This window comes from Aeromonas sp. R5-1 (genome assembly GCF_040908265.1).
GTDB lineage: Bacteria > Pseudomonadota > Gammaproteobacteria > Enterobacterales > Aeromonadaceae > Aeromonas > Aeromonas caviae.
This window is the reverse complement of record NZ_JBFODJ010000066.1, coordinates 1-3,465: the sequence shown is the minus strand read 5'-3', so window position 1 is coordinate 3,465 and position 3,465 is coordinate 1. Positions and strand designations below refer to the sequence as shown.

Below are 3,465 nucleotides of genomic sequence, written 5' to 3'. Positions count from 1 at the left end.
TTTGACCTCAAGAGCATGTTGGTTGAATTGGGGCATGCAGTCGTGGCAAGCCCTCCGATGCCATATCGGCTCTTGAAGCTGGCTGAGGGTCATGGGTAATCAGGAACAGATATAAAAAAGGGCCCTTAATGAGCCCCTTTCTATCGAGTTGTACCGCTTATGCCAGTGGAAATGCTGGGTGAACGAACCCCTGATAACCATCGATATGCAAACTGGACAACAATTCAACCTGCCGTTTATCTTCCACCCGGGTGGCGATGGTCGTGACACCCGCGTTGTGGGCAGCCCGACAGACAGCCGCCAGGAAGGAGGTATCGGCGCCTGGTTCCATGACCTGGCTGGTATACCCGTGGTCCACCTTGACATAAGCGGGGGCCAGCTCTTCCAGATAGCCGAGGGACTGGAAGTGCCGGCCATAGTGATCGACCCCCCACAAGAAGCCGTGCTCTCGCAACAGCTCAACCAGATGAGTCACATACTCTTTGTGTTTCATGATGGCCGCTTCCGGGATCTCGAACAGCAGTCGCTCCTTCAGCTCCACGTTCAGCGACAGATAGCCTCTGAGCCATGTCAGGAACTCATCCGAACAGAGAGAACCCGCCGTGATATTGACTGCCAACACCAATTCCGGTTGCTGCTTGAACAAGGGGACGCAGGCTTCTAGCACCGCCTTGTCAAACTCGGCCCCCATCTTGAACTGCTCGATCGCAGGCAAGAACTGCCCTGCGAAGTAATCCGTTCCATCTCGCGAGATGGCCGCGAACAACTCGGCATGCAGGCGGGTACCATCATCGAAGCGGCACGCAGGCTGTGCCTTGAAGCGCCAGAGATGTCTGGCAATGGCATCCTGCACCAGGTCTCGCCAGGCAAGGCGTCCCATCAGTCCCTGCTCATTGCCGCCTTCCATCACGACGGCACCGCGCCGCTCATTGCGCGCTTTGCCAAGGGCGTTATCCGCCTTCGTCAGCAGCGCCGAGAGATCGTCATTGCCATCACGGCCAGCGATGCCGACGACGGACAGCGCTCCGCTTTCTCCCATGGGATTGACAACCAGATCGGCGATACGGCTGTTGATGAGCTCCGCCAGCTCCTTGAGCTGAGACAGATCATCGGTGGGGCAGAGCAAGGCATACTCCGTCGCCGAGATCCGGGCCAGCGCCGCGCCATCCCAGCCATCCAGCAGTTCCCTGAGCACCTGTGCAATGGATTTGACCATGTTGTCCCTTGCAGCAAAGCCCTCTTCCCGATAGAGATCGTCCAGCATGTCGACGGCCACCAGCATGACCCCGCCCTGCCCGGCCTCCGCAATCCAGGCATTGACCTGCCCGACGAAGTAAGAGCGGTTGCCAAGCCCGGAGACGGCATCCACATAGACGCGGGCTCGCAGATTCTCGGCCTCGTCGGCCTGCTCTTTGAACTGCACGGCAAGCTTGCTGGAAAGGGTATTGATGGCCTGTACCACTTGCCGCAGCTCGCGGGTCTTGGGCTCGGGAATGGCGTGGCCGAAATGGTGCAGCTCGATTTCAACCGCCTGATCGCAAATCAGCTTGAGCGGTTTGAGCAGATAATTGAGCGCCCGCATCAGCAAGAGAGTGGTGACGAGAAAACCGACCAGGAACCAGGTGGCCAGTTCGCTCATTCCTTTCCAAAGCTCGTAGTAGGCTTGTCCAGGGTGGCCGACGACCTTCAGCTTGCCCAGTTGCAGCCAACCCGACGTCAAAATCGATTCATTGGCCACTTCAGGGAACAGATCCAGCCCAATGAACCACTGTGGGACCCCTTCGATATGGCTGCTGTTCTCCAGCTCGATGACATCCTTGGAGGCCAGCAGATCGAGACGAACCAGCTTGTAGTAACCCCCGTCGAACACCGCCTTGATCACGGATTCGGCACTGACCTTGTCGCCGTTCTCCAGATAGGGGGTCAGCGCCAGACCCAGTGCGGTGGACGTATTGATGACGGTGGTCTCCTGCTGCTGCGCCAGGTAGTTGCGGGTCGAATTGAATTGCACCCAATAGGTGGCGGCAAACAGCAATCCGAACAGCAGCAGCATGGTTGCCAATAGTTGTCTGTAGAGCGTCATAGGTTAATCATCCAAATTGACCGCAGGCCGAGCCAATCGCCCCGATGTCATGCGATTGCGTAAGTCTGTCCATAATCCCAAGCGGGATGATTGCCCGGCCAGTTCCCCTTGACCACGCGCCTTCATCAGCCACAAGTGACTACCGTTAAAACTGTAAATTGGCAACAAATCCGCCCGTTGGGTCGCCGGGCGAATTGATCCGACAAGATTGTCCAGAATCAGGGGTACTGCCGCAGGCGTCTCATAGTAGGCAACGACCATATGAAACTGGTTATAATCCAATGCCTTGACATAAATAACTGATCCCAATAGTGCTACACCTTCGCTGTGCCATAGCCATTCCCCGGGAAAGGAGACACGGTATCCATGAAGTGTTTCACTCGGGCCAGCAGGTTTGCCATCCCTCTGCATTGATGATTGCGCGTGATGGTTTCATGTAACTTGTGCCATAGCCGTTCTATGTGATTAACCCAAGGGCTGTAAACTGGCTGGAACACCAGGCAGAACTTGGGATTCTTCTTCAACCATCGCTCGGTCTGTTTGCTTTTGTGAATGATGTAGTTATCGAGGATCAACGTGATGGTTTTGGCTCGTCGGTAGTGGTGGCGCAGCTTTTCCAGCATGGCAATAAACAGCGATGAGTTTTTCTTGATCCCGCTGACGTAAAGTACCCTTCCGTTGCCTGCGTGGAGAACGCCTGCCAGATAATGCTTGGCATTCTGCCCCGGTGTGACAACCCGCTTTTGCTGCGCTCTGAACATCCAGTCGGCTCCTAATTTGGGATTGAGGTCTATATCGACTTCATCCTCATAAAACACCGGATTATCGGCATCACAGCGGGCCAGCGCGGCGTCGATATTCGCCATTTTTTCCTGATAGGCTGGGTCTTTTATCCGCAAGGTCGGCACGGGCCTGCGCCAGACAATGCCCATACGAGGTAACCATCGGCGGAGCGTGGAGGCTGCCACATTGAGCCCTGTTAACCGATTGATTTTTATAGCCAATAGTTCAGTACACCAACGGCTGCGCTGATAACCAAAATCTTGCGGAGAAAACTGCATGAGCAGCACCAGTAAGGTGACAATCTTGGCGATAGGTAAGACTGGGGCACGGCCAGCCGGTAAGGCTTCTAGCGCATCTATGCCTTCATCTCGATACCACCGAAGCCAACGACCGATGGTCGAGCGCGCAGCGCCGGTAAGGTGATGAACATCGGTGATCGTGCGTCCTTCATGTAACAGCAAGATGGCCATCAAGCGACGAGCATGTCCTTTATCACGGGTGGCATGGATGATTTTGTGAATGCGGCGCCGTTGTGGTCGTGGCAGAGGTGGTAGGATAGGCATCAACTCAGTCCTTTGGGTGTGGCTTGTTTTGTTTAG

General features: G+C 55.5%; 2 protein-coding genes and 2 pseudogenes. 1 reads left to right on the top strand and 3 read right to left on the bottom strand.

Annotated elements, in window-relative coordinates; genetic code table 11:
- Positions 1-99, top strand: a pseudogene (locus AB5Y64_RS10090) (IS1595 family transposase); the annotation flags it as partial.
- Positions 100-157: 58 nt separating this feature from the next.
- On the opposite strand, the gene AB5Y64_RS10085 reads toward AB5Y64_RS10090, so the two are convergent.
- From AB5Y64_RS10085 to AB5Y64_RS10075, 3 genes and pseudogenes are all read right to left on the bottom strand, one after another.
- Complete coding sequence (locus AB5Y64_RS10085) at positions 158-2,083, bottom strand: EAL domain-containing protein (protein ID WP_125117304.1); 1,926 nt, start codon at positions 2,081-2,083, stop codon at positions 158-160.
- A gap of 3 nt (positions 2,084-2,086) precedes the next feature.
- Positions 2,087-2,383: pseudogene (locus tag AB5Y64_RS10080) on the bottom strand (sulfate adenylyltransferase); the annotation flags it as partial.
- Positions 2,384-2,397: 14 nt separating this feature from the next.
- Positions 2,398-3,429 carry an IS630-like element ISAhy2 family transposase gene (locus AB5Y64_RS10075; RefSeq protein WP_001809438.1) on the bottom strand — a complete coding sequence of 344 codons (1,032 nt, stop codon included), beginning with the start codon at positions 3,427-3,429 and terminating at the stop codon, positions 2,398-2,400.
- Positions 3,430-3,465: the final 36 nt, after the last annotated feature.

What these genes read in the sequence shown, in the direction of transcription:
- AB5Y64_RS10075 (WP_001809438.1), bottom strand. Translation starts at nt 3,429, where the DNA reads ATGCCTATCCTACCACCTCTGCCACGACCACAACGGCGCCGCATTCAC.
- AB5Y64_RS10085 (WP_125117304.1), bottom strand. Translation starts at nt 2,083, where the DNA reads ATGACGCTCTACAGACAACTATTGGCAACCATGCTGCTGCTGTTCGGA.